This window comes from Streptococcus mitis (assembly GCF_000960005.1).
Taxonomy (GTDB): domain Bacteria; phylum Bacillota; class Bacilli; order Lactobacillales; family Streptococcaceae; genus Streptococcus; species Streptococcus mitis_CK.
The window spans coordinates 1,119,184-1,143,013 of the sequence record NZ_JYGP01000002.1; the positions used below are offsets into that span (position 1 = coordinate 1,119,184).

Genomic DNA, 23,830 nt, shown 5'->3' on the forward strand with positions numbered 1-23,830 from the left:
AGTTCCTTCCTAATCCGATATCTTGCGAAATTGACTGATGAAGAATCCATCACTTCCATACAATTCAGGTGTAATGAGGATACAGCCGTCTTTCATGATATCCTTACATTCATGTTCTAGTGTTACCTGCTCAAATTCAGGATGACTTTCTAAAAATGCCTGTACGACTTGAAAGTTTTCCTCTGAGACAATAGTACAGGTACTATAAGTTATTATACCACCTTTGCGTAGTGTTTGACAAACACTACCTAATATTTCTAGCTGAATTTCCTGTAAGGACGCGAAATCTGCCGTTTCTTTATTGTATTTGATGTCTGGTTTTCGACGCAGAAGACCAATTCCTGAACAGGGAGCATCCACCAAAATCTTATCAAAAGAATCCTGACCAAAAAACTCATGCACCTTTCTGGCATCTAATTTTTGCGTTTGAACCCGATCTGCAACTCCCAGACGTTGAGCATTTTCTTGAATCAAGTCCAACTTGTGATTGTAAAGGTCCAAAGCCGTAACCTGACCTGTCGTGAGATAAGAGGCTATATGGGCTGTTTTTCCACCCGGAGCCGCACAGGCATCTAGAACCTGCTCATCACCTTGTAAATCAAGCGTCGGAGCAACCAGCTGACTGGACTCGTCTTGGATAGTAATAGCACCCTCTGAAAATAGGTCATGTCCCGCAAAGTGGCCTTGCTCCTTAACCAGACCAGAAACAGACAAAGGTGAAGCACTAGCCTCCAACAAGACTTGGATTTCTTCTTTTCGTCCTAGGTCCGTTACACGAATACTGGCCTTGTTTCGCACCAAAAGGCTTTCAAAGATAGCTTGCGCTCGCTCTTCTCCGTATTCTTCCTTGAGCTTGGCAACTAGCCAAACTGGGAGAGAATAGGCAATGGAATCACGCTTGTTTTTTCGTTTGATGCTAGCAATATCTGGCCAGCCTTCACGCAAGATACGGCGAAGGACAGCGTTGACCAATTTTTCACTGCCTTTTTTACGGACTTTGGCCAATTCTACTGCTTCATTGACCACAGCATGGTCTGGAATCTTGTCCAAATAGCGGAGTTGGTAAGCACTCATGAGAAGAAGGACATAGAGCCAGCTGTCTAGCTGGTCTCTGTCTTCGATAAAGTGGGACAAGTACCATTCCAGAGTCAGTTTACGGGCTACCGTTCCATAGACCAGCTCGGTCACCAAGCCCTTGTCTGCTGTAGAGAGCTGACTTCCCTTGAGATGCTTATTTAAGGCGATATTTGAGTATGCTTGATTGATAAAAACATCCTCTAATACTGCTAGGGCTAAACTTCTAGCCGTTTCTACTTTAGTCACCAAATCGTTCTCCTACAGTCAATGTCCGTCCAACTCCGTTTAAGAAGGAAGCAATGTCCATCTTAGGTTTACCAGCTGGCTGCACTTGTTTGAGGGACAAAGCTCCTTCTGCCGTTGCGACAATCAATTCTTTCTTGCCGATAGAGAGGATTTCACCTGGATTGCCCTGACCTTCTACTGGTAGGGCTTCATAAATCTTAAAGCGGTCGCCCTTAAGGAAAGTATGGGCAACAGGCCAGGGGTTCATCCCACGGATTTGGTTAAAGAGTTGACGATTGCTTTTAGTCCAATCCAACTTTTCTTCCTCTGGCTTAATATTTGGCGAGAAAGTAACCTGACTTGGATCCTGTGGTTCAGGTTTGATTTCCCCAGCAATATAGACCGGCAGAGTGTCTAAAAGCAAATCGCGACCAACTAGCGCTAATTTCTCAAACAAGGTTCCAACATTGTCCTCATCCGTGATAGGGATACTGCGACGAGAAATCATATCTCCTGCATCCATTTCCTTAACCATTTCCATAATGGTCACACCAGCTTCCTCATCCCCTTGAATCAAGGCATAATGGATAGGCGCACCACCACGGTGTTTTGGAAGAAGGGAGGCGTGAACATTGACAGCAAAGTCCATGCTATCAAGGAGTTTACTTGGAAGAAACTGCCCAAAAGCAGCAGTAACAATTCCATCTGCTCCTAGCTGCATAATAGCTTCCATCTCAGGACTTCCAGATAGTTTTTCAGGTTGGTAGATAGGAAGTCCTGCCTCTTTGGCAGCTTGTTTAACTGGGGTTTCTTGGATCACTTTTTTACGTCCGACAGCACGGTCTGGCTGGGTCACAACGGCTAGAATTTCGTAACGGTTATCTGTCAAAAGCCCTTTTAAAACTGTCGCTGAAAAGTCGGGTGTCCCCATAAAGATTAGTTTTGTCATATCTTCTCCTTCTTATAAAAATTGCTGTGGCTCATGGTCAATGCTAAGACGGAGCTCACTATTTTCCCGTTCTTGAGTCAAGGCCAAAACCTGGTTGAGGGTCGTCCCCAGCTCATCTTCTAAACGGTATTTAATTAAAATCTGGTAATGATAGAGGTTGTGAGTACGGGCGATGGGTTTGGGCGTTGGCCCAAGAATGTTACTGCCCTCTGACAAGCCTGACCGCAAAATGTTCATAACTTCATAGGCACGTTTGACCACCTCTTCTTCTTTCTTATGAGAAAGGGTAATAGCAATCGTGAAATAGTAAGGCGGATAACCAAGTTGTCGTCTGATTCCCATTTCATAAGCGTAAAAGCCTTCGTAATCCTGATCCTTGGCAAATCGAATAGCGTAGTGCTGAGGATTGTAAGACTGAATCAAGACCTGCCCAGCTTTTTCAGCACGTCCTGCCCGACCTGCCACCTGAGTCAAAAGTTGGAAGGTTCTCTCAGAAGAACGGAAGTCAGGCAAATTCAAGGCTGTATCGGCATTGAGCACTCCGACTAAGGTTACATTGGGAAAATCCAATCCCTTGGCAATCATCTGAGTACCTAGTAAAATATCTGCTTCTCCTCGTCCAAACTGGTCAAGGAGAGCTTGATGACTACCTTTCTTACGAGTCGTATCCACATCCATCCGTAGAATGCGGGCCTGCGGAAAGAGTTCTGCTAGCTCGTCATAAGCCTTCTGTGTTCCTGTCCCATAGTAACGAATACTGCGGCTCTTACAGTTAGGGCAAACGTGAGGAATATCCTTCGAAAAACCACAATAATGGCAATTCATGGTCTTGGTATCCATGTGCAAGGTTAGAGAAATGTCACAGTTGGGACAAGTATCCACAGTCCCACATTCTCGACACATGACAAAGCTAGAATAGCCCCGGCGATTGAGCATGAGAACCACCTGCTCTTTTTTAGCCAGACGGTCCTGAATAGCTTCTAGCAAAGGGGGCGTAAAGTTTGACGTCTCATTTTGTCCGATATAGTCCCGAAAGTCAATCACTTGAACCTCAGGGATCCTAGCCAAAGGATTGGCACGTTGGGTCAGACGTAAGTGTTGATAGACGCCTTTTCCAGCCCGAGCACGGCTCTCTAAGCTCGGTGTCGCAGACCCAAGTACCAGGGCTGCTTGATTATACTGAGCCCGTAAAATAGCTACTTCTCTGGCATGGTAACGAGGATTACTATCCTGCTTATAAGTTGCTTCATGCTCCTCATCAATAATCATAACACCCAAATTTTTCAGCGGAGCAAAGATGGCCGATCTAGCACCAACAACAACTTGGGCATCGCCACGTTCCACCTTGCGCCATTCATCGTACTTTTCACCATTGGACAGGCCAGAGTGAAGAATGGCAACCTTATCTCCAAAACGAGCGATAAAACGCTCCGTCATCTGAGGAGTCAAGGAAATCTCAGGCACCAGCAAAATAGCTGTCTTGCCCTTATCCAAGGTCCCTTGGATAATCTGCAAATAAACCTCGGTCTTCCCACTCCCTGTAATTCCTTGAAGGAGGAAGGGAGGCTGATGACTGCCAATCGCACTGACAACCGCATCACGCGCCTGCCTTTGTTCTGGATTCAACTCCAAAGGCTGACTTGCCTCAATCCCTTCAAAATAAGCAGCCGAGCGTTGCACTTCCTTTTGGACTATGGTAACAGCACCTTGTTCCACAAAGAAGTTAACTTGCTCCCGCGAATAGAACTCTAGCAAACTAGCCAAGGAAGCACTCTCAGGATGAGAAAGCAAATAGTCTCTCAGTTCTAACTTTTTCTTGGCGCGTGTAGAAATCTCTACACTTTCTAATTGAGCAAGATTCACCTCATACCAAGACTGGGTCTTGACCTTCTTTTGATCAATTGCCTGATATTCCAGACCAAGCAGACCTTTTCTAGTCAAACGCATCATTTCAGCTTGCTTACCTAAATCCAGAGAAGAAAAGGCAAGCGAATCTTCTGAACCAAACAAGCGTTTTTTGTCTGCCTGACTCAGACCTGCCAGAGGATAGAGAATCTTGTCATAGCTGGAGTTCAGAAATCCCGGTAACATAGCCTTGAGGATGGAGATTTTATAGGAGAAGACGGACTTGCGGAGCTCTTCAGCTAGCCAGAGTTGTTCTTGCGTGAGAACAGGAGAAAAATCCAGCACCTCAGCAATATCTTTTAAATCTTTCTCCATATCTTCCTCATCTGATTGAGACTCCAAACCAAGAACAATCCCTTGAATCAGACGATTTCCCTTACCAAAAGGCACATGAACCCGCATCCCAACTTCCAACATTTCCTCAAATTCCTCAGGAATTCTGTAACTATAGGGCTGGTCCGTCTGCATCAAGGGCACATCTACGATAATCTTGGCTATAGCCATCTTCTCACCTCCTCCTTGTCAGTACATTCTTGCAATAGAAAAAATAAGATTGAGTCCCCCCAACCTTAAATTTTTTCACCATCTTCTTTTTCTTTAGCGATTTGCTCTTTGATTTTCTTTTCTTCTTCTTCTTTGCGGCGTTTTTCTTCTTCGATACGGCGACGCACTGCTTCACGTTTTCCTTCTGGATCTGGGTGAATTGTTACGTTTCCTGATTCGATTTCTTCTAAAGCGCGAAGAGTTGATTTTTCAGACTTGAAACCTTGAGTTGCTGGCGCACCTGCTTCCAATTCGTGGGCACGTTTTGCTTCCAAGATTACGAGTGAATATTTTGATGGAACCTTGTCGAGCAAGGTATCAATAGAGGGTTTTAACATCATTTGCTTGTACCTATTTTCTAAATTTTATCGGGTAGTTGGAGATTTCGGTAACATCTCCTGATAGTGACCAATGACACGATCCACACGGAAGTGTTCTGCTTCGATCACACGTTTGACACGCTCAGCAGCTAGGGGCACCTGATCGTTGACAATCGCATAATCATACTCACGCATAAGAGCAATTTCTTCCTTGGCTTTTTCGATTCGTTGGGCAATCACTTCTGCGCTGTCTGTTCCACGTCCTACCAAACGATCTTGCAATTCATCCAAATCTGGTGGTGTCAGAAAGATAAAGACAGCATCTGGAACCTTTTTCTTGACCTGAAGAGCACCTTGAACCTCAATTTCAAGGAAAACATCGATTCCCTTGTCCAAGGTTTCATTGACATAGGTCAGAGGAGTTCCATAGTAGTTGCCGACATATTCTGCATATTCCAACATCTGACCTTGACGAATCAGCTCTTCAAACTCTTCGCGAGTGCGGAAGAAATAGTCAACACCGTCCACTTCTCCAGGACGTTGTGCGCGTGTCGTCATCGATACAGAGTATTGAAATTGGTTTTCAGAACTCTCAAAAATCTCTCTTCTAACCGTTCCTTTTCCAACCCCTGAAGGACCAGAAAAAACGATTAGCAAGCCTCGGTCTGCCATTGTGTCTCCTTTTAGTCAGTCTGTAAAAATAAAATAAAATTTTCCTTCAGATAGTAGCATTTTACACAAACTATCCTTCTACAGTCTTTCTATCTAGTGTAACAAAAAAGCAGTAATTTTTCAACTGCTCTTTCTTATTTATTTAGCATAATCTACTGCACGAAGCTCACGAATCACGGTTACCTTGATATTTCCTGGGTAATCGAGATTGTTTTCAATTTTCTCACGAACTTTGTGAGCCAAGATTGTGACTTTGTCGTCCTTGATTTGTCCTGGATTGACCATGATGCGGATTTCACGTCCTGCTTGAAGGGCAAAGCTAGTTTGCACTCCCTCAAAGCCGTTAGCAATTTCTTCCAAATCATGAAGACGCTTGATGTAGCTTTCAAGAGACTCACTACGAGCACCTGGACGGGCTGCGCTCAAGGCATCTGCCGCAGCGACGATCACTGCAATGACACTTTCTGCTTCGACATCGCCGTGGTGGCTAGCAATCGTATTGACCACAACTGGGTGTTCCTTATACTTACGAGCCAATTCCATACCGATTTCAACGTGGCTACCCTCAACCTCGCGGTCAATAGCTTTCCCGATATCGTGAAGGAATCCAGCACGACGGGCAAGAGCCGCATTTTCACCAAGTTCGCTGGCCATGATACCAGCCAATTTAGCAACCTCAATCGAATGGCGCAAGACATTTTGTCCATAAGAAGTACGGAACTGCAAACGTCCCATAATCTTCATCAAGTCAGGGTGAAGGTTTGGCGCACCAATCTCATAGGCAGCTGCCTCACCGTATTCACGGATCTTATTGTCAATCTCTTGACGGTTTTTCTCAACCAACTCCTCGATACGAGCTGGGTGGATACGACCATCTTTGAGCAACATTTCCATAGTCATACGGGCAATCTCACGACGAATCGGGTCAAAACCTGACAAGGTTACCACTTCTGGTGTATCGTCGATAATCACATCAACCCCTGTCAAACTTTCAAAGGTACGAATGTTACGACCTTCACGACCAATAATGCGTCCCTTCATAGTATCATCTGGCAGATGAACTGTTGAGTTTGTTGACTCCGCTACATATTCACCAGCGATACGTTGCATAGCTTGAACCAAGATGTCCTTGGCCATTTTGTCAGAACGTTCCTTGACCTCTTGCTCAGCTTCGCGAATACGGCTGGCAATCTCCTTGGTCAAGTTTTCCTCTGTCTGAGCCAAGATAATATCTCGTGCTTCTGCCTGAGACAGGGCACCAATACGCTCTAACTCTGCTTCTTTTTGTCTTTCGACTTCCTCTAATTGCTCTTCACGCGCATCAAGGTTTTTCGCTCTATCAGAAATACTTTGTTCTTTTTGTTCAAGTGTTTGTTCTTTACTCGTCAAATTGTCGTCCTTACGGTCGAGGCTAGTAGCTCTCTCTGTCAAACGACTTTCGATTTGTTTGAGTTCCTGACGTTCTGATTTGAATTCAGCGTCCACTTCTTCACGGTATTTTCTGGCTTCTTCTTTGGCCTCCAATAGTGCTTCTTTTTTAAGAGACTTGCTTTCACGCTTGGCTTCATTAACAAGTAAATCTGCTTCACGCTCAGCTTGTCCACGTAAATTAGTTGCTTCTTGTTCAGCATTTAAAAGCATCAACTCCGCAGCTTCCTGAGATGATTTCATCTTAGCTGAGATGCTGACATATCCAATGACTAAACCAATGATGACGGCAAAAACAGCAATTGCAAGCGACATAATTTCCATGTTTTTACCTCATTTTATTGTTATTCCGAATGACATACATTCTTTTACATTCTACCATAAAAAAGTGATTTTCACAAACCTAAAATAGAATATGTTTTGAGGAAATTGGAACACGTTTGCTTAAATAAACTTCTTGTTTAGAAACAGTAGTTTAGTAGAGATTTGAGAAAAAGCCTACATTTCAGTAAACTTAGTTTGTTTCTATTCTAATCGGTACTCTTCCAAAATTCTGTTCTGCTATACTTGGATTTCCTAGTTGGTAAATCTGGTCTGCCTTTTGAGTCATGACATCCCAAGGCTCTTTGCCAATTCGGCTGACTAGACTGACCTGATCTTTCAAGGACTTGAGGTGTTGCCTGCCTTTTTCGGTAAAACCAAGAACATGAATGGCTTCTGGCAAGTCATTTTCTCTAGCCTGCACCAAGATATAGGTCAAGAGACGTCTGACACGCGCCTTGGTGTAGCGTTTGGTGGAAACCACCTCAACCAAGTCTTTCAGAGATTGGGCTGTTTTAATAGCCTCTTTAATGCGCACAGCCATTTCTTGATTGACCTGATAGATAGTGGTTAGGTCTGGATTGGACAAGGTTTGATAGCGAAGCAAGGGAAAATAGTCTTCCCAACTCACCTTATTAGCCTGCTCAAAGAGAGCAACAGATGGCATAAAGCGTTCTAAGAAGTCTTGGTCCTTCTGATGCTGACGCAGAGCTGTCGCCGAGGCAAAGTCCACATCTTTATCCACAGAATGGTAGCCCGCTCCCTGACGCTGAATCGGATACAGCCTGATGTTTCGTCCTGCAACTACCTTGGCATAGGCAAGGGCAAGAACATGATTGGGCGTATTGCCTGAAAAATCAAGATCTGCAAACTCCTTCCACATGGCTTGGGTTTTCTGGGGATAAGATAGGGAATCAGGTAGATTTTCCACAAATTTCTCCATCTCAACACTTTTCTCTGTGTATAAGTCAGCAATTTTCTGGTAGTCCAGAACTTCCTCTGTCCCAAAAGCTAGAGTATCAATCCCCAAACGCGCCAAGATATCCACAGCACCTTGACCAAAGAAATCTGCTGCCTGAACACTGACTAAAAAGGGCAATTCTACTACCAAATCTGCCCCATTTCCCAGTGCCATCTGGGCCCGTGTCCACTTGTCCACGATAGCAGGCTCACCTCTCTGCATGAAATTCCCAGACATGGCAACGATTTTCAGCCCCTTCGCCTGCTCAAGCAGGTATTTATGCCCATTATGAAAAGGATTAAACTCCGCGATAATACCTGTGATGGTCATAATGATCTCCTACTTCTGCGCCACAAAAAACCAACGGGTGCTGGTTTCTGTTGGCTCCTTGTCCTCAAAATCCGCATAGAGTTTGAAGGACTTGAATCCAGCCTGTTCCAGCAAAATATCATAGGTCAAAACCTCATAGGTTCGCTCCTCATGAACTTCATCGTGGCGACTAAAGGAACCGTCAGCCTCCTTGATAAAGAAGGTTAGTTCATGAACGATAGAGTGAGGCGCCGCGTCCTCGTAGGTATCCCATAGCATGGCAAAATCTTCCGCATTTTCATGGTAGGAATAGCCTGGAAAAACTTCATCTGTCTGGTAGGTCGAATGCACATCAAAGATGAAGATGCCATCTTCGTTGAGAGCATTATAGACTTCCTTAAAGACGTCCCCTACTTCCACCTCATCCTGCATATAGCAGATAGAGTCCGAATAACACGTGACAAAATCATATTGACCTGACTTGGACAAATCCAGCATATTGCCTTCAATAAATTCAATCTTTTGCTTGGCTGAAGCCGCTCTCTTTTCGGCAATCTTCAACATATCCGCACTCAAATCAAGACCAGTCACATCAAAACCAGCCTGAGAGAAGCGCACAGATTGAATTCCTGTCCCACAAGCCAGTTCCAAGAGTTTCTTTCTCTCCTTGGTCTTAGGCAAATGACGAAGCGAAAAATCCGTCCATCTATCGTATAAACTGTCGTCCATGACCGCATCGTAAACAGCCGCAAAAGTTTCATAAGTTGCCATAATCATGATACCGAGTCCGCCCGTAATTCGATAGAAAATTAGGAGCCTGAAGATGGAGCCGAGTTCCAAGGAAGGCTGTCTATTTTCCGAGAATTACAGGACGGGTTCAAATCCTTTCTAAGATACAAAGAGCCTTAAAAGCAAATAGTACATAGGAAACTTTCTTCCCTATCGTCAGATACAAAGAAAGTTACTTTTTCCCCTCATTTTTTAGCTCGTGTTCAGTTTCGAAATGAAGCAAACACGAGGCCCTTTACTTTCTATCCATTTTTTTCTAAAATAAGCAAAGAAACCCAGTTGACTACAACTGAGTTCGTCTTCTAAGCCAGAGTTTCAGATAAATCTACAGAATTCGCCTCATGCCATAGTTTTTCTAGGTTATAGTGGGCACGCATTTCTTCTGAAAAGACATGCACAACGACAGCGCCGAGGTCTAGTAGGACCCAGCCTCCAGCTGCATCACCTTCGACATGACTGCCTTTAAAGCCTGCTTGGGCTACTTTTTCACGGATATTATCAGCGATAGCATCCAACTGACGGCTATTCATTGAGCTAGTAATAACAAAATAGTCTGTCACACTGGTCAAATCTTGTACATCAAGTGCAAGGATATCCTCTGCACGTTTCTCATCCGCCGCTTTCACGACTAGTTCTAGTAATTCTTTTTCGTTCATTTAGTCCTCTTTCAAATAGTGCACAAAGGCGTTATAGGTTTCAAGGGTTTGGGGATAGATTGGGAATCCCTGATGAGCTAGATGTTCCACGGTACGAGCTGTTTCGTAGGCCACCGCCTTATTAAGCGATAGACTCGCAATCTCACGCGCTACATCTACTCCAGGAAAGGCACGATTGTGCTCTATATAGTCTGCGACATAGATAACCTTGTCTAGGTCTGTCATCTGAGCCGCCCCGACTGTATGGATTTCAATAGCTCGCAGGATTTCAGAATCATGCAAATTCAAATCTTCCTGAATCTTGTAGATGCCAACCATGCCATGCCAGACATTATTGCCCCAGTTCTTGAGGTCAGGATCTAGCTGATGACGGTCAATCAAATCCAGAAATTCCTGATCTGACAGCTTTTTAGCATAGTCATGAAGAAGGCCTGCAAGACCTGCTTTCTCGACATCGACTCCAAAGCGCTGAGCCAGTTCTATGGCTGCACGCTCCACACCCAAACAATGGGTTAAGCGTTTTTCAGGCAGAAGCTCTGCCATTTTTTCCAACAAAGCCTCGCGAGAGCAGTTGATATAGTCTTGATAGGCCATCAGTAGAGCCCCTCCTTCTCGATGTAGTCTAGCACAGGCTGAGGCAGGAGAAAGTTGGGTTTCCGACCTTGGGCAAGGAAGTCACGCACCATGCTGGACGAGATATCCATGAGAGGCACATCCACCCAGATAACTGGGTAAGAAGTCCCAGCCTTGTAGCGTGGGCGCTGAACTCCCACAAACTGAACCATATCAACTAACTCATCAATTCTATACCACTTAGGCAGATAGTCCACCATGTCGGCACCGATGATAAAGTAATAATCCGTGTCTGGATTCTTCTCAGTTAGAAGCTTCATGGTATCGTAGGTGTAGGAAATACCCTTGCGCTCCAACTCAATGGTTTCAATAGCTAATCCTTCAATCCCCTCAATAGCCAACTCAAGCATCTTGAGACGATGGTGTTCAGGGATTGTTTCCTTTTTATCTACATGAGGGGGTTGGTATTCAGGCATGAGCAAGACTTGATCCAGTCCCAACTGCTGCCGTACTTGATCCGCAACAATGAGATGGGCATTGTGAACAGGGTTAAAATTCCCCCCTAAAATCCCGACTTGTTTGCGTTTTTTCTCCTTGATTTCTGGCTCCAACTCTACCTTGGTAAAGGGAGTCAATAATTCGATTGCCATAGGCTAGTCTCCTTTATTTCTCTGTAAAAACAGTTATTTGGAGTAGGTTTTTAGATTTCTTTGACTTTTTTAGAAATCTTGCGATTTTCTTTCTTGCTGGATTGTTTAAACAAAATCAAGATGCGTCCGATTTTTTGGACTGTATCCACACCGATTTCTTCTTCCAAGATTTCAGCTACTTCGTGGATGTTTTCATCTGTATTTTGCAAGAGTGTAACCTTAATCAATTCCCGTGCGTCAAGAGCCCGACGGACGCTGGTTTTGATTTGGTCGTTAAGTCCATTTTTCCCGATTTGGATGATGGGTTTGAGAGTGTGTGCCTGACTGTTGAGGAAGGCACGTTGTTTTGATGTTAATGACATAATTTTCTTCCTTGTTTTTTGATAGTTATTTTAGGTGGTGAGGGACGGTCGGAACTAATTTCCCAAAGATCTCATCTTTGAAAAATGGATTTCCTGACCTCATAATTGAGCCTTGGTCTCAATTGTGCCCCTTGCCAATCTAACGATTGGCAAGACCCCACGGCAATAACTATCTCTTTATGAGCTCACTTTGTTCGCTCAGTGATTTTATTTTAAATAATTGCTTTTCGTGCGACGACTGCGACACCTTCTGGTCCCCAGACGGCGACTTTGGCTGTGCCTGTTACGCGGATCCAGCCTAGGCCTGAGATGACTAGGTCTGTCTTTTCCTTAATGTTAAATACATGCTGAACTAGTTTTGGAAAATCTTCTTTTTCCTTGCTATTTGGTGGTGTCAGAAGAGTTCCGAGGTGCTTGTCGTAAAAGGCACTCGCTCCTTCGAGCTTGGTTCGGTGGAGTTTGAGTTCATTGTCAAAGAAAGCAGTAAATCCTTGCTTTTCTCCTGATATAAAGTCAAAGCGTCCGAGACCACCTAAAAACAGGGTTTGTTCAGGATTGAGCTGATAGGTTTTGGGCTTGATTTCCTTTTTGGGGCTGACATACTTGAGGTTTTTAGCCGTCAAGTAGTGGGCCATCTGGTGGCGGTGGATGATCCCCGGCGTATCGTAGATATAAGAACCATCATCAAGCGGAATCTCGATCTTGTCCAAGGTTGTCCCTGGGAAGCGCGAAGTTGTAATCACGTTCTGATCACCCGTAATTTCTTGGATAATAGCATTGATTAGAGTTGATTTTCCAACGTTGGTCACACCGACCACATAGACATCGCGGCCCTTACGGTAGTGTTCAATCTTGTCAATGACTTCCTTAATAGCATGTTTGTTTTGGGCTGAAGTTAGGACGACATCAACTGGACGAAGCCCTTCTTCATGGGCACGTTCCATGAGCCACTGGCTAATCTTGCCTGGTTTAACAGACTTGGGCAAGATATCTTTTTTATTTCCAACTAAGAGGACATCATTGCCCGAGACAAAACGTGGCAAGCCTGGGATAACAGAGCCATTAAAATCAAAGATATCAATGACATTGACCACCAAGGCATCACTGTCTCCCACCTCGTGCAAGAGCTTGAGGAAATCATCGTCCGTCAACTGGACATCCGTGATTTCATTGTAGTGGCGGAGACGGAAACAGCGTTGGCAATAGACTTCGCCAGTCTCCAAACCTTTTTCAAGTGCCGACTGGGGGGTAAATCCAAGACCAGACTTGTCTGTTGTCTGAATGGTTGCTCCACAGCCAATACAGAGAATTTCTTCCATAGTTAAATTCCTTTTTTATATGTAATCGGTCCGTACTTTTCAGTGATTTTTCGCTTCACACGGCGCTCACGAGCTCGGTTGATCTGCGTTTTGATCGAGTCATGTTGGACCAAGGGTTTGACTAAAATCGAGCGAATGCCTGCACGGTGGGCTGCTCGTATATCTGTCATGAGCTGGTCGCCAACCATGACCACTTCACTTTTCTCATAATGAAATTCCTTCATGGCACGGTCAATCCCAAATGTGAAGGGCTTCAGAGCCCAATAAACGTAGTCAATCCCAAATTTCTCAACTGCTCGTTGGACGCGTTTTTTAGTGTTATTTGATACCACAATGATGCGAATGCCCGCGTCCCGAAGATCATGTAGCCATTGCTTCATCTCTGGCGTCCCATCAGGGTTGTTCCAAGCAATGAGGGTATTGTCCAAATCGACCAAAACAGCCTTGATTCCATGCGCCTGCAGGCTTGGGACTGTCAGATCATAGACTGCTTCCACAGCAAAGTCTGGCATGTAGTTTTCAATCACCATTCTGGCTCCTTTTCTTAACTTTTTTTCGCAATTTTCCTTAGCAACAACGACAGGACAATCCACAAACCAGCACTGGTCAAACTAATGTAGAGCCAAGCATGGGGCTCATCTGTTAAAGGTAGCGGAACATTCATTCCGAAAAAGCCTGTCACTACTGCCAAAACCGCTAGCAAGACTGAAATGATGGTCAAGGTTGTCAAATTATCATTCAGATTATTGTTTAGAATGTTGTTGTAAGATGCTGATAGTTGTTGAAGGACTTGAGAAATCAAGTCTGTCATGGATACCAGCTGATGAGCCTCAATCATCGCGTCATCAAATTGCTCTCTCTCAACCTCGTTAAAACTGCGATAAAGGGCATGCCCTTGAATATGTTCTAGCAACATGCGATTTTGCTTGGCAGCCGCAGTAAGATAAACCATACCAGTCTCCAAGTCAGAAAGGGCAAAAAGGTTTTTCTTAGTTGTCCGCTGGCGCAAGAGGCCATTGACCTCGTCCTTACTCTTATCCATCTGCTCGATGACAGGATAGTAGGCATTGCTGATGATTTCCAGACTGGCAAAGAGAAACTTGTAAATCGAAAGCAGGTCATGACTCTCCAGATAACGGGTCATCTGTTCAATGACATAGGCGTTCTTGGTATTACTAATGGTAATCAGGCGACGATGTTCCACGATAAAGGTCATGGGAAAAGCTTCATAGTATGCCTTATCCTTTTTCAAGTTCAAGACATTGTAGATAAAGGTCACAGTCCCATTTTCACGGTGATAATCCATGTGGGCACGCTCATTTCTATCCAGCGCATATTCGATGGTTTCCTTGTCCAAACCGTAGATTTCAGAAAGGTCCTCTAGTTTTTTCAACTTGTCCAAATCTAGGTTAATCCAGGTACAACCATTGCCCAACTGTTTTTCTAAAAACATCTTCTCTCCTTTACCAAACTCTTTCTATTGTACCATAAATCTGCTAAAATTTCAGGCCTGGTCTGTTCGAGAGAAATTGCTGACGACGGTGATATTCCGATTAGGAACGAAGTGTAGAACCTGATCTTCTCCTCTGAGTTGAGTTGTTCGAATGCCAACACTAACCACCTTGCCCGATACAGTAATAGGACCATTTGTCAGAACGACCTCATCTCCCACATCCAGTTGACGTTCAAAAAGGATGAAAAAGCCATTGATGACATCAGACAGAAAACCTTGGGCTCCCATACCAATAGCCACCCCAGCAATCCCGGCTCCAGCAAGCAAACTAGAAACTGGCAAACCCAAAATAGACAAGATACAATAAAGTAAAAAGAAATAAAGGGTATAATTAAACACATTCTCTAATAAACGTGAGATGGTTTTCTGACGCCCGACATCATGACGAGACATTTTTAGAGAAGGTTTAACAATTCTCTGCACCATGGTATGGAGCAATTTCTTAGCTATATAGAAAAGTAAAAATAGGAATAACAGAGAAATTAACTTGGTTAAGATATTTTCAATAATCGTTGTTATATCAAGCTTATTGAGGTAGGTTTGAATAAATTCTTTCATAGAAAACTCCTTTCATTTATTATACCATACTTTCACAAGTGATGAATCTCCATAAATATTCAAAAATAATAGCAAAAATAGACAGAAAATTCTTGATTTTAGCTCATATTTATACTATAATCATAAACATTACACAACAAAAGGAGATTGTTATGAAAAAATTCATTCATGCTTGGAATAAGGCAAGCCTAATCAAACGGATTTTGATTGGCATGCTTATTGGAGGAACCCTAGGACTGACACTTCCTAACATTTCAGGAATTGGTTTACTTGGAGATCTCTTTGTTGGTGGCCTTAAAGCCATCGCACCAATTCTGGTATTTGCCCTCGTTGCTAACGCCCTTTCCCAACATCAAAAGGGACAAGATAGCAACATGAAAACGGTTATCTTCCTTTACTTGGTAGGAACCTTTGCAGCGGCACTTGTTGCTGTCCTAGCAAGTTTCATAGTACCTGTTGAAATTACCCTAAATAGTGCTAATACCGATATTGCTCCACCAGATGGAATTGGCCAGGTCCTCAGCAACCTCTTACTCAAACTGGTTGACAATCCAGTCAATGCCCTTGTCACAGCCAACTACATCGGTATCCTATCTTGGGCAGTTGTTTTCGGTATTGCTATGAGAGAAGCCAGCAAAAATAGTAAAGAATTGCTAAAAACCATGGCTGATGTGACTTCTAAGATTGTCGAATGGATCATCAACCTAGCTCCGTTTGGAATCCTTGGTCTTGTCTTCAAAACCATCTCTGATAAGGGAATCGGAAGCCTAGCTAACTATGGAATCTTGCTTGCCCTCTTGGTGACAACTATGTTCTTTGTGGCTCTGGTAGTCAATCCACTAATTGCCTTCCTCTTTATGAAGAGAAATCCTTATCCCCTCGTTTGGAAATGTTTGCGTGTCAGCGGTGTGACAGCCTTCTTCACTCGTAGTTCTGCGGCTAACATCCCTGTCAACATGAAACTTTGTCACGACCTTGGACTAGATCCAGATACCTATTCGGTTTCTATCCCACTCGGCTCTACTATCAACATGGCCGGGGCAGCGATTACTATTAACGTTTTAACCCTTGCTGCAGTAAATACTTTGGAAATTCCTGTTGACTTTGCGACAGCCTTTGTCCTCAGTGTTGTAGCAGCAATATCAGCCTGTGGTGCTTCTGGTATTGCCGGAGGATCCCTCCTTCTTATCCCAGTTGCTTGTAGCCTTTTCGGTATTTCTAACGATATTGCCATGCAAGTTGTTGGGGTTGGATTTGTGATTGGGGTCATCCAAGATTCATGTGAAACAGCTCTCAATTCTTCTACTGACGTCCTCTTTACTGCTGTTGCCGAATACGCAGCAGCCCGTAAAAAATAACTCATAAAGACAAGCCTGCTCAGGTCTTGTCTTTTCCGCTTTTATTCTAACTTACTAGGAAATCCATATGTCTATTAGCCAACGTACGACCAAGCTCATCTTAGCTACCTGTCTTGCCTGTCTTCTTGCTTATTTTCTCAATCTCTCCTCAGCAGTTTCAGCTGGAATCATTGCCCTCTTGAGCCTATCCGATACCCGTAGAAGTACCTTAAAACTGGCCCGCAATCGCCTCTTTTCCATGCTTCTAGCTCTAGCTATTGGGGTTTTGGCTTTTCACTTGAGCGGATTTCATATCTGGAGCCTTGGCCTCTATCTAGCCCTCTATGTGCCTCTAACCTACAAGATGGGCTGGGAAATTGGCATCACACCAAGCACGGTTTTGGTTAGCCATCTCTTGATTCAAGAGTCAACCTCTCCAAACCTTCTAGTCAATGAATTCCTTCTCTTTGCAATCGGTACAGGATTTGCCTTACTTGTCAATCTCTACATGCCTTCACGAGAAGAGGAAATTCATCACTACCACACATTAGTAGAAGAAAATTTAAAAGATATCCTCCAGCGCTTTAAATATTATTTATCCAGAGGGGATGGACGCAATCGAGCACAGCTGGTTGAAGAATTGGATACCCTTTTGGAAGAAGCCCTTAGACTGGTCTATCTAGATCACTCTGACCACCTCTTGCACCAGACGGACTACCATATCCACTATTTTGAGATGAGACAGCGACAAAGTCGTATCCTGAGAAATATGGCCCAGCAAATCAACACCTGTCACCTAGCTGCCAGTGAGAGCCTGATTTTAGCCCAACTCTTTTCAAAAATTGCAGGCCAACTAAGCCAGACCAATCCTGCTTCTGATTTGCTAGATGAAATTGAACGTTATCTGGAAGTCTTCCGTAATCGCAGTCTGCCCAAGACAAGAGAAGAATTTGAAACCCGTGCCACGCTCCTACAACTCCTACGTGAAGCAAAAACCTTCATCCAAGTAAAAGTTGACTTTTACCAAAAATATGGACAGTAAAAAAGAAAACTTCAGACCAATCACAAAAGGTGAATATCTGAAGTTTTCTTTTATTTGTAAGTTATTACCATAAAGGTTAATAGTAAAACGAATAAGGCTTAATATTCAACATCTTTTTATAGAATGCTGAGATAAAATACTGCAAAGTTTGCAGTATTATTATCCACTACACGGAGTTTAGCAAATCGAGTCTATTTGCAAACGAAGTTAGTAAAACAGTTACCGCTTCCTTACCATTACGACGGAAAAATCCACGAATCAATATCATTCGCGGACTTTTACTAGTGAAGCGTTTAGGTAGACCGTCATAGCGGTTACCTATTATTAGATTACGACACTGAGTTTTACGAAGCGACAATATTCGTAAAACTTTACTAGTGGAGCGCCCAGCCAAGTTCCATAGAAACTTGGCGTTAGTTACTTAGATTGTTACACAATCAAGTAACTTTGGCGATCTACATTTTTTCCTCCAACTCTACGTCTGGATACTTATCAGCAAACCAACGGAGGGCAAAGTCATTTTCAAAGAGGAAGACTGGTTGGTCAAAACGGTCTTTGGCCAAGATATTTCGGCTTGATGACATGCGTTCATCTAGGTCCTCAGGCTTAATCCAACGAACGGTCTTTTTACCCATTGGGCTCATGACTACTTCCGCATTGTACTCGCCTTCCATACGGTGCTTAAAGACTTCAAACTGGAGTTGACCTACCGCTCCCAGCATGTACTCACCTGTTTGGTAATTCTTATAAAGCTGAATAGCACCTTCTTGCACCAATTGCTCAATCCCCTTGTGGAAGGATTTTTGCTTCATGACATTCTTAGCAGAAACTTTCATGAAAATTTCAGGTGTAAAGGTTGGGAGTGGTTCAAACTCAAACTTGTTTTTTCCAACTGTCAAGGTATCCCCAACTTGATAAGTACCTGTATCGTAAACCCCGATGATATCTCCAGCTACGGCATTGGTCACATTCTCACGACTTTCCGCCATAAACTGGGTAACATTCGACAGTTTAGCCCCCTTACCAGTACGAGGCAGGTTGACACTCATGCCACGCTCAAATTCGCCTGATACGATACGGACAAAGGCGATACGGTCACGGTGACGAGGGTCCATGTTGGCTTGGATTTTAAAGACAAAGCCTGAGAAATCCTTGTCGTAAGGATCCACAATTTCTCCGTCTGTTTTCTTGTGTCCATGTGGTTCTGGAGCAAACTTGAGGAAGGTTTCAAGGAAGGTCTGCACACCAAAGTTTGTCAAAGCTGAACCGAAGAAGACAGGTGTCAATTCTCCAGCCAGAATAGCTTCCTCTGAAAACTCATTCCCAGCTTCATTTAAAAGTTCAATATCATCTTTAACTTGCTCGTAGAAAGGATTACTTCCAAAAAGCTTGTCCCCATCTTCCAGACTAGCGAAACGCTCATCTCCTTTATAGAGTTCCAAGCGTTGGTTATAGAGGTCATACAAACCCTCAAAGGCTTTCCCCATCCCAATCGGCCAGTTCATCGGGTAGCTAGCAATGCCTAAAACTTCTTCCAATTCTTGCAAGAGATCCAGTGGCTCACGACCGTCACGGTCAAGCTTGTTCATAAAGGTAAAGACTGGAATACCACGATGTTTGACAACTTCAAATAATTTCTTAGTTTGGGCCTCGATACCCTTGGCAGAGTCCACCACCATGACAGCAGCATCCACCGCCATCAAGGTCCGATAGGTATCTTCTGAGAAGTCCTCGTGCCCTGGTGTGTCTAGGATATTGACGCGCTTACCATCGTAGTCAAACTGCATAACAGATGAAGTAACCGAAATTCCACGTTGTTTCTCGATATCCATCCAGTCAGACTTGGCAAAAGTTCCTGTTTTCTTCCCTTTTACCGTACCAGCCTCACGAATCTCGCCCCCAAAATAGAGCAACTGCTCAGTGATGGTTGTTTTCCCCGCGTCCGGGTGAGAGATGATGGCAAAAGTACGGCGTTTCTTAATTTCTTCTTGAATATTCATAAGTTCTCTTTCTTTGATTCTCTATTTTTAGTTGTTTCAATAGCTAAGAATGATTTTTACATTGGATTTTACCATTCCTTTCAACTTACCTATTATAGCGAATTTCAGGGAGTTTTTCAATTGCTCATCTGATGAAAAGGTAAGCTAGAGTACTGATTTTACCTGATTTCTCTTTTTCCACCGTTTTTTGAACAAGATATCAAAGAGAACCAGTGCCAGTGAGAGGATTACGGACACAAGAAGATACTTTAGCCACAAGGGGGCATCCGGAATAAAAGGTGTCTTGTTTAAGAGACCATAATTCCCACCAGTCACCTGATTAACCCCAACTAGAAAGAGATTGAGGATAAAGGTATAGGCTACAATCATATATTTCTTGAGTAGGCTCTTGTCATAGTGATTCATCAAGTAGACCAAGGAGTTCACCAAAAGAGCATAGTGCCCAATTAAGAATGAAAAGCTAGTAATATGCGGAAAATCATAGGGATCAAAAACGGGGTAAACCAGTGCAAAGACCGCTCCACTTGCTCCTAAAAGAGCAAAATACTGCTTGCTTCGCCATTTATCTGGCAAGAAAACCACCGCAAACATAGCTAAACGGCAATGATAAAAAGGGAGACTATTAGAAAAGGGAATACCAAAACCAACATACCAGCTATAAAGAGCTAGCAACTGGAGGACCTGAACCCCCTTAAACAAGAGGACAAATTTGGGATTTTTGTGATAAGCAAGTGCCCCATAAATACAAAGCACTAAGACAAGCATCATAACCCCATACCAAAAAAGCGAAATAGGAGGAGGGACCGTCTGAGATCTGGTGATAAATTGATGGAACATGTTCCTATCCTAACTCTTATTTTTTCTTTTTTCTAGTTTAACCATTATAGCGAATTAAAAACGATTTTTCAATTTCTATTTCTTTTTAGTTTGGCTCCCTTATTTATAGGAAAATATGGTAAAATAGAACAGACTAAAAATCATCATTTCACGAAAGGATGCAAGATGAAAATTACGCAAGAAGAGGTAACACACGTTGCCAATCTTTCAAAATTAAGATTCTCTGAAGAAGAAACTGCTGCCTTTGCGACTACCTTGTCTAAGATTGTTGACATGGTTGAGTTGCTGGAGGAAGTTGACACAACTGGTGTCGCACCTACTACGACCATGGCTGACCGCAAGACTGTACTCCGCCCTGATGTGGCCGAAGAAGGAACAGACCGCGACCGCTTGTTTAAAAACGTACCTGAAAAAGACAACTACTATATCAAGGTACCAGCTATCCTAGACGATGGAGGAGATGCCTAATGACTTTTAACAATAAAACCATTGAAGACTTGCACAATCTCCTTGTTTCTAAGGAAATTTCTGCAACTGAATTGACCCAAGCAACGCTTGAAGATATCCAATCTCGCGAGACAGCTATCAACGCTTTCGTCACAATCGCTGAAGAGCAAGCTCTTGCTCAAGCCAAAGCTATTGATGAAGCTGGAATTGACGCTGATAATGTCCTTTCAGGAATTCCACTTGCAGTTAAAGACAATATCTCTACTGATGGTATTCTCACAACTGCTGCTTCAAAAATGCTCTACAACTATGAGCCTATCTTTGATGCGACAGCCGTTGCCAAGGCAAAAGCGAAAGGCATGATTGTCGTAGGGAAAACCAACATGGACGAGTTTGCCATGGGTGGATCAGGTGAGACTTCTTACTACGGTGCCACTAAAAATGCTTGGGACCACAGCAAGGTCCCTGGTGGATCATCAAGTGGTTCTGCTGCAGCTGTAGCCTCAGGACAAGTCCGCTTGTCACTTGGTTCTGATACTGGTGGATCTATCCGCCAACCTGCTGCCTTCAATGGGATCGTCGGTCTCAAACCAACCTACGGAACAGTTTCACGTTTCGGTCTCATTGCCTTTGGTAGTTCATTAGACCAGATTGGACCTTTCGCTCCGACTGTTAAGGAAAATGCCTTCTTGCTCAATGCTATTGCAAGCGAAGATGCCAAAGACTCTACTTCTGCTCCTGTCCACATTGCCGACTTTACTTCAAAAATCGGTCAAGACATCAAGGGCATGAAAATTGCTTTACCTAAAGAATATCTTGGCGAAGGAATTGACCCAGAGGTTAAGGAAACCATTCTGAACGCAGCCAAACACTTTGAAAAACTTGGTGCTATTGTTGAAGAAGTGAGCCTACCTCACTCAAAATACGGTGTTGCCGTTTACTACATCATCGCTTCATCAGAAGCTTCATCAAACTTGCAACGCTTTGACGGTATCCGTTACGGCTATCGTGCAGAGGATGCGACAAACCTTGATGAAATCTATGTAAACAGCCGTAGCCAAGGTTTCGGTGAAGAGGTGAAACGCCGTATCATGCTGGGTACTTTCAGCCTTTCATCAGGTTACTATGACGCCTACTATAAGAAAGCTGGTCAGGTTCGTACACTCATCATTCAAGATTTCGAAAAAGTCTTTGCGGATTATGACTTGATTTTGGGACCAACTGCTCCTAGTGTTGCTTATGACTTGGACTCACTCAACCATGACCCAGTTGCCATGTACTTGGCTGACCTTTTGACCATCCCAGTCAACTTGGCAGGTCTTCCAGGGATTTCGATTCCTGCTGGATTCTCTCAAGGTCTGCCTGTTGGTCTACAATTAATTGGTCCTAAGTATTCTGAGGAAACCATTTACCAAGTTGCTGCTGCTTTTGAAGCAACAACAGACTACCACAAACAACAACCCGTGATTTTTGGAGGTGACAACTAATGAACTTTGAAACAGTCATCGGACTTGAAGTCCACGTAGAGCTCAACACCAATTCAAAAATCTTCTCACCTACTTCTGCCCACTTTGGAAATGACCAAAATGCCAACACTAACGTCATTGACTGGTCCTTCCCAGGAGTTCTGCCAGTTCTCAATAAAGGTGTTGTTGATGCCGGTATCAAAGCTGCTCTTGCCCTCAATATGGACATCCATAAAAAGATGCACTTTGACCGCAAGAACTACTTCTACCCTGATAATCCCAAAGCTTACCAAATTTCTCAGTTTGATGAGCCAATCGGTTATAACGGCTGGATTGAAGTCGAGCTAGAAGACGGTACGACCAAGAAAATCGGTATCGAACGTGCTCACCTAGAAGAAGACGCTGGTAAAAACACCCACGGTACAGACGGCTACTCTTACGTTGACCTCAACCGCCAAGGTGTGCCTTTGATCGAGATTGTATCTGAAGCCGATATGCGTTCACCAGAAGAAGCCTATGCTTACCTAACAGCCCTCAAGGAAGTTATCCAGTACGCTGGCATTTCTGACGTTAAGATGGAAGAAGGTTCTATGCGTGTGGATGCCAATATTTCTCTTCGCCCTTATGGTCAAGAGAAATTCGGTACCAAAACTGAGTTGAAGAACCTCAACTCCTTCTCAAATGTTCGCAAAGGTCTTGAATACGAAGTTCAACGTCAAGCTGAAATCCTTCGCTCAGGTGGTCAAATCCGCCAAGAAACACGTCGTTACGATGAGGCTAACAAAGCAACTATCCTCATGCGTGTCAAGGAAGGCGCTGCTGACTACCGCTACTTCCCAGAACCAGACCTACCTCTCTTTGAAATCTCAGACGAGTGGATTGAGGAAATGCGGACTGAGTTACCAGAGTTTCCAAAAGAACGCCGTGCGCGCTACGTCTCTGACCTCGGCTTGTCAGACTATGATGCCAGCCAGTTGACCGCAAACAAAGTCACTTCTGACTTCTTTGAAAAAGCTGTTGCCCTTGGTGGCGATGCTAAGCAAGTCTCAAACTGGCTCCAAGGAGAAGTTGCTCAGTTCTTGAACGCTGAAGGTAAGACACTGGAACAAATCGAATTGACACCAGAAAACTTGGTTGAAATGATTGCCATCATCGAAGACGGCACTATCTCGTCTAAGATTGCCAAGAAAGTCTTTGTCCACCTAGCTAAAAATGGTGGTGGCGCGCGTGAATACGTGGAAAAAGCGGGTATGGTTCAAATCTCCGATCCAGCTGTCCTGATTCCAATTATCCACCAAGTCTTTGCGGATAATGAAGCAGCCGTTGCCGACTTCAAGTCAGGCAAACGTAACTCAGATAAGGCTTTCACAGGCTTCCTCATGAAAGCAACCAAAGGCCAAGCCAACCCACAAGTCGCCCTTAAACTTCTTGCACAGGAATTGGCCAAGTTGAAAGAAGATTAATATGTAAAAGAAACCAGCCCTAAGGTTGGTTTCTTCTTGACAAAGACAAAGAAAGCGTTTACAATATTACATGTAAAGTTTCCTAAAAGGAAAACTAAAAATCGCAAC

Annotated in this window: 23 protein-coding genes; 5 read left to right on the forward strand and 18 right to left on the reverse strand. The window is 43.7% G+C overall.

Annotation, left to right across the window (positions count from 1 at the left end):
- Positions 1 to 9 precede the first annotated feature (9 nt).
- The 16 genes from rsmB to TZ90_RS06810 all read right to left on the reverse strand — a co-directional run bounded on the left by rsmB (position 10) and on the right by TZ90_RS06810 (position 15,130).
- Positions 10 to 1,323, reverse strand: a complete 1,314-nt coding sequence (rsmB, locus tag TZ90_RS06735; protein ID WP_045612598.1) for a 16S rRNA (cytosine(967)-C(5))-methyltransferase RsmB — start codon at positions 1,321 to 1,323, stop codon at positions 10 to 12.
- Complete coding sequence (gene fmt, locus TZ90_RS06740) at positions 1,316 to 2,251, reverse strand: methionyl-tRNA formyltransferase (protein WP_045612179.1); 936 nt, start codon at positions 2,249 to 2,251, stop codon at positions 1,316 to 1,318. The genes rsmB and fmt overlap by 8 nt, the downstream gene beginning before the upstream one ends.
- Before the next feature lie 12 nt (positions 2,252 to 2,263).
- Entirely contained in the window at positions 2,264 to 4,660 is a 2,397-nt protein-coding gene (locus TZ90_RS06745; RefSeq protein ID WP_045612181.1) for a primosomal protein N', read from the reverse strand.
- A gap of 65 nt (positions 4,661 to 4,725) precedes the next feature.
- Complete coding sequence (gene rpoZ, locus TZ90_RS06750) at positions 4,726 to 5,040, reverse strand: DNA-directed RNA polymerase subunit omega (RefSeq protein WP_000979235.1); 315 nt, start codon at positions 5,038 to 5,040, stop codon at positions 4,726 to 4,728.
- Positions 5,041 to 5,064: 24 nt separating this feature from the next.
- Complete coding sequence (gmk, locus tag TZ90_RS06755) at positions 5,065 to 5,691, reverse strand: guanylate kinase (protein WP_000775041.1); 627 nt, start codon at positions 5,689 to 5,691, stop codon at positions 5,065 to 5,067.
- A gap of 138 nt (positions 5,692 to 5,829) precedes the next feature.
- Positions 5,830 to 7,443, reverse strand: a complete 1,614-nt coding sequence (locus tag TZ90_RS06760; protein ID WP_000404936.1) for a ribonuclease Y — start codon at positions 7,441 to 7,443, stop codon at positions 5,830 to 5,832.
- A 190-nt stretch (positions 7,444 to 7,633) separates the two neighbouring features.
- Complete coding sequence (locus tag TZ90_RS06765) at positions 7,634 to 8,731, reverse strand: nucleotidyltransferase (protein ID WP_045612183.1); 1,098 nt, start codon at positions 8,729 to 8,731, stop codon at positions 7,634 to 7,636.
- A gap of 9 nt (positions 8,732 to 8,740) precedes the next feature.
- Positions 8,741 to 9,481 (reverse strand): class I SAM-dependent DNA methyltransferase, encoded by a 741-nt coding sequence (locus TZ90_RS06770; protein ID WP_045612599.1) that lies wholly within the window; start codon positions 9,479 to 9,481, stop codon positions 8,741 to 8,743.
- Between the two features lie 320 nt (positions 9,482 to 9,801).
- Positions 9,802 to 10,155, reverse strand: a complete 354-nt coding sequence (rsfS, locus tag TZ90_RS06775; RefSeq protein WP_045612185.1) for a ribosome silencing factor — start codon at positions 10,153 to 10,155, stop codon at positions 9,802 to 9,804.
- Positions 10,156 to 10,749, reverse strand: coding sequence for a bis(5'-nucleosyl)-tetraphosphatase (symmetrical) YqeK (gene yqeK, locus TZ90_RS06780; protein WP_045612186.1), 594 nt, complete (start codon positions 10,747 to 10,749; stop codon positions 10,156 to 10,158).
- Entirely contained in the window at positions 10,749 to 11,378 is a 630-nt protein-coding gene (locus tag TZ90_RS06785) for a nicotinate-nucleotide adenylyltransferase (RefSeq protein ID WP_045612187.1), read from the reverse strand. Before TZ90_RS06785 ends, yqeK begins: the two co-directional genes overlap by 1 nt.
- A 50-nt stretch (positions 11,379 to 11,428) precedes the next feature.
- Positions 11,429 to 11,740, reverse strand: coding sequence for a ribosome assembly RNA-binding protein YhbY (yhbY, locus tag TZ90_RS06790; protein WP_045612188.1), 312 nt, complete (start codon positions 11,738 to 11,740; stop codon positions 11,429 to 11,431).
- Between the two features lie 212 nt (positions 11,741 to 11,952).
- Positions 11,953 to 13,059 (reverse strand): ribosome biogenesis GTPase YqeH, encoded by a 1,107-nt coding sequence (gene yqeH, locus TZ90_RS06795; protein ID WP_045612189.1) that lies wholly within the window; start codon positions 13,057 to 13,059, stop codon positions 11,953 to 11,955.
- Positions 13,060 to 13,061: 2 nt separating this feature from the next.
- The gene (locus tag TZ90_RS06800) at positions 13,062 to 13,589 is read right to left on the reverse strand and encodes a YqeG family HAD IIIA-type phosphatase (protein ID WP_000234217.1); all 528 of its coding nucleotides are present in this window, start codon (positions 13,587 to 13,589) and stop codon (positions 13,062 to 13,064) included.
- A gap of 14 nt (positions 13,590 to 13,603) precedes the next feature.
- Positions 13,604 to 14,512: a magnesium transporter CorA family protein gene (locus TZ90_RS06805; RefSeq protein ID WP_045612190.1), complete on the reverse strand. Its 909-nt coding sequence runs from the start codon at positions 14,510 to 14,512 to the stop codon at positions 13,604 to 13,606.
- Between the two features lie 51 nt (positions 14,513 to 14,563).
- The gene (locus TZ90_RS06810) at positions 14,564 to 15,130 is read right to left on the reverse strand and encodes a mechanosensitive ion channel family protein (protein WP_045612191.1); all 567 of its coding nucleotides are present in this window, start codon (positions 15,128 to 15,130) and stop codon (positions 14,564 to 14,566) included.
- A gap of 152 nt (positions 15,131 to 15,282) precedes the next feature.
- Between TZ90_RS06810 and sstT the strand changes: the two genes are divergently transcribed.
- Together sstT and TZ90_RS06820 are read left to right on the forward strand one after the other, a co-directional pair.
- Positions 15,283 to 16,488 (forward strand): serine/threonine transporter SstT, encoded by a 1,206-nt coding sequence (gene sstT, locus TZ90_RS06815; protein WP_045612192.1) that lies wholly within the window; start codon positions 15,283 to 15,285, stop codon positions 16,486 to 16,488.
- Between the two features lie 67 nt (positions 16,489 to 16,555).
- On the forward strand, positions 16,556 to 17,509 hold the full coding sequence (locus TZ90_RS06820; RefSeq protein ID WP_045612193.1) for an aromatic acid exporter family protein: 954 nt from the start codon (positions 16,556 to 16,558) through the stop codon (positions 17,507 to 17,509).
- Positions 17,510 to 17,964: 455 nt separating this feature from the next.
- Here the strand turns inward: TZ90_RS06820 and TZ90_RS06825 are convergent, their stop codons facing one another.
- Positions 17,965 to 19,509 carry a peptide chain release factor 3 gene (locus tag TZ90_RS06825; protein ID WP_001025437.1) on the reverse strand — a complete coding sequence of 515 codons (1,545 nt, stop codon included), beginning with the start codon at positions 19,507 to 19,509 and terminating at the stop codon, positions 17,965 to 17,967.
- A gap of 144 nt (positions 19,510 to 19,653) precedes the next feature.
- A complete protein-coding gene (locus tag TZ90_RS06830; protein WP_045612194.1) occupies positions 19,654 to 20,346 on the reverse strand; it encodes a YwaF family protein in 693 nt (230 codons plus the stop codon).
- Positions 20,347 to 20,511: 165 nt separating this feature from the next.
- On the opposite strand from TZ90_RS06830, the gene gatC reads away from it, so the two are divergent.
- Genes gatC through gatB form a run of 3 tightly spaced genes read left to right on the forward strand, consistent with a single transcriptional unit; the run spans position 20,512 to position 23,722 of the window.
- Positions 20,512 to 20,814 (forward strand): Asp-tRNA(Asn)/Glu-tRNA(Gln) amidotransferase subunit GatC, encoded by a 303-nt coding sequence (gatC, locus tag TZ90_RS06835; protein ID WP_045612196.1) that lies wholly within the window; start codon positions 20,512 to 20,514, stop codon positions 20,812 to 20,814.
- On the forward strand, positions 20,814 to 22,280 hold the full coding sequence (gene gatA, locus TZ90_RS06840) for an Asp-tRNA(Asn)/Glu-tRNA(Gln) amidotransferase subunit GatA (protein ID WP_045612197.1): 1,467 nt from the start codon (positions 20,814 to 20,816) through the stop codon (positions 22,278 to 22,280). Before gatC ends, gatA begins: the two co-directional genes overlap by 1 nt.
- A complete protein-coding gene (gatB, locus tag TZ90_RS06845; protein ID WP_045612199.1) occupies positions 22,280 to 23,722 on the forward strand; it encodes an Asp-tRNA(Asn)/Glu-tRNA(Gln) amidotransferase subunit GatB in 1,443 nt (480 codons plus the stop codon). Before gatA ends, gatB begins: the two co-directional genes overlap by 1 nt.
- Positions 23,723 to 23,830: the final 108 nt, after the last annotated feature.

What these genes read in the sequence shown, in the direction of transcription:
- fmt (WP_045612179.1), bottom strand. Translation starts at nt 2,251, where the DNA reads ATGACAAAACTAATCTTTATGGGGACACCCGACTTTTCAGCGACAGTT.
- TZ90_RS06745 (WP_045612181.1), bottom strand. Translation starts at nt 4,660, where the DNA reads ATGGCTATAGCCAAGATTATCGTAGATGTGCCCTTGATGCAGACGGAC.
- rpoZ (WP_000979235.1), bottom strand. Translation starts at nt 5,040, where the DNA reads ATGATGTTAAAACCCTCTATTGATACCTTGCTCGACAAGGTTCCATCA.
- gmk (WP_000775041.1), bottom strand. Translation starts at nt 5,691, where the DNA reads ATGGCAGACCGAGGCTTGCTAATCGTTTTTTCTGGTCCTTCAGGGGTT.
- TZ90_RS06760 (WP_000404936.1), bottom strand. Translation starts at nt 7,443, where the DNA reads ATGGAAATTATGTCGCTTGCAATTGCTGTTTTTGCCGTCATCATTGGT.
- TZ90_RS06765 (WP_045612183.1), bottom strand. Translation starts at nt 8,731, where the DNA reads ATGACCATCACAGGTATTATCGCGGAGTTTAATCCTTTTCATAATGGG.
- TZ90_RS06770 (WP_045612599.1), bottom strand. Translation starts at nt 9,481, where the DNA reads ATGGCAACTTATGAAACTTTTGCGGCTGTTTACGATGCGGTCATGGAC.
- rsfS (WP_045612185.1), bottom strand. Translation starts at nt 10,155, where the DNA reads ATGAACGAAAAAGAATTACTAGAACTAGTCGTGAAAGCGGCGGATGAG.
- yqeK (WP_045612186.1), bottom strand. Translation starts at nt 10,749, where the DNA reads ATGGCCTATCAAGACTATATCAACTGCTCTCGCGAGGCTTTGTTGGAA.
- TZ90_RS06785 (WP_045612187.1), bottom strand. Translation starts at nt 11,378, where the DNA reads ATGGCAATCGAATTATTGACTCCCTTTACCAAGGTAGAGTTGGAGCCA.
- yhbY (WP_045612188.1), bottom strand. Translation starts at nt 11,740, where the DNA reads ATGTCATTAACATCAAAACAACGTGCCTTCCTCAACAGTCAGGCACAC.
- yqeH (WP_045612189.1), bottom strand. Translation starts at nt 13,059, where the DNA reads ATGGAAGAAATTCTCTGTATTGGCTGTGGAGCAACCATTCAGACAACA.
- TZ90_RS06800 (WP_000234217.1), bottom strand. Translation starts at nt 13,589, where the DNA reads ATGGTGATTGAAAACTACATGCCAGACTTTGCTGTGGAAGCAGTCTAT.
- TZ90_RS06805 (WP_045612190.1), bottom strand. Translation starts at nt 14,512, where the DNA reads ATGTTTTTAGAAAAACAGTTGGGCAATGGTTGTACCTGGATTAACCTA.
- TZ90_RS06810 (WP_045612191.1), bottom strand. Translation starts at nt 15,130, where the DNA reads ATGAAAGAATTTATTCAAACCTACCTCAATAAGCTTGATATAACAACG.
- sstT (WP_045612192.1), top strand. Translation starts at nt 15,283, where the DNA reads ATGAAAAAATTCATTCATGCTTGGAATAAGGCAAGCCTAATCAAACGG.
- TZ90_RS06820 (WP_045612193.1), top strand. Translation starts at nt 16,556, where the DNA reads ATGTCTATTAGCCAACGTACGACCAAGCTCATCTTAGCTACCTGTCTT.
- TZ90_RS06825 (WP_001025437.1), bottom strand. Translation starts at nt 19,509, where the DNA reads ATGAATATTCAAGAAGAAATTAAGAAACGCCGTACTTTTGCCATCATC.
- TZ90_RS06830 (WP_045612194.1), bottom strand. Translation starts at nt 20,346, where the DNA reads ATGTTCCATCAATTTATCACCAGATCTCAGACGGTCCCTCCTCCTATT.
- gatC (WP_045612196.1), top strand. Translation starts at nt 20,512, where the DNA reads ATGAAAATTACGCAAGAAGAGGTAACACACGTTGCCAATCTTTCAAAA.
- gatA (WP_045612197.1), top strand. Translation starts at nt 20,814, where the DNA reads ATGACTTTTAACAATAAAACCATTGAAGACTTGCACAATCTCCTTGTT.
- gatB (WP_045612199.1), top strand. Translation starts at nt 22,280, where the DNA reads ATGAACTTTGAAACAGTCATCGGACTTGAAGTCCACGTAGAGCTCAAC.